Genomic DNA, 1,026 nt, shown 5'->3' on the forward strand with positions numbered 1-1,026 from the left:
GCCGCCGTGACCGACAATTCCGTCACCGAGCTGTTACCCGGACTTACGGTAGGATACGAAGTAAATCAAAATTTATTCGTATTCGCCAACGCCCAGCGCTCCTTGCGCGCACCGCAAATTGCCGTAATACGTGGCACCGGAGAAGAAGGCGCCGAACTGGCTTGGAACTATGAGGCTGGGGCTCGAATCGCCGCAAATTCAAATGCATCATTGAGTTTGTCGGTATATCAAATCGACTTCACCGATCAGCTGATATACAACAGCACACAGCAGAGCTTCGACAATGTAGGAGAAACACGTCACCAAGGTTTTGAGCTAGAAAGTAGCTACTCACCGATTAGTCTGAGTTCTTTAAAGTTGCACGCGGCATATAATTACCTAGATAGCGAGCAACGCGAAGGTGCAAATAGCGGCAAAGAACTGCCTTATGCCTCTGAGCATCAACTGTCCTGGGACGCTAGTTACGCTTTTGCTTATCTTGATATGACGCTATCTGGCTTTTATTTCAGCAGCGGCTTCAGCGACACTGCCAATACCCGAGCGGAGGATGCGAGTGGTACTACGGGTAAGCTACCGTCCTACACGGTTTGGAATTTACAGCTGAGTAAAACCTTGCCTCTTGCTAGCGGCAAAGCGCTTTACACCGGACTGGCTGCGAATAATCTATTTAATAAAGAATATTATTTTCGAGGCATTGATGTGAGCCCATCTGGTCGCTACCCCGCACCGCCGCAATCATTCAGCGTGGAGGTAAAGTATAGTTTTTAATTTTCGCCAAGGAGTTTAAGTACGACAAAGAATACACCAAGGACAATCGATTTAATCCCCTGATATGGGTCGGAACGCATTGGCATCAATACCCAACTTTCGCAACTTGGCGCGCAAGGTACTGACATTGATGTCTAAACGTTTAGCCGCGCCATAAGGGCCGTCTACTCGGCCCTTGGTCTCGGTGAGAATATGCTTGATATGCGCGGCGATGACCGCCTCTAAAGACTCATTTTCCGGGGCATTAATCTTGGCGAC

At 48.7% G+C, this 1,026-nt stretch carries 2 protein-coding genes; one reads left to right on the forward strand and one right to left on the reverse strand.

Features of this window, described 5'->3' with window-relative positions:
• On the forward strand, positions 1-768 hold a 768-nt coding region (locus ABYP33_RS19635), incomplete at its 5' end, for a TonB-dependent receptor domain-containing protein (RefSeq protein ID WP_373093088.1).
• Between the two features lie 51 nt (positions 769-819).
• Here ABYP33_RS19635 and ABYP33_RS19640 read toward each other — a convergent pair.
• A partial coding sequence (locus tag ABYP33_RS19640; RefSeq protein WP_373093090.1) for a hypothetical protein occupies positions 820-1,026 on the reverse strand: 207 nt, incomplete at its 5' end.

It is taken from the genome of Zhongshania sp. (genome assembly GCF_041584495.1).
GTDB lineage: Bacteria > Pseudomonadota > Gammaproteobacteria > Pseudomonadales > Spongiibacteraceae > Spongiibacter.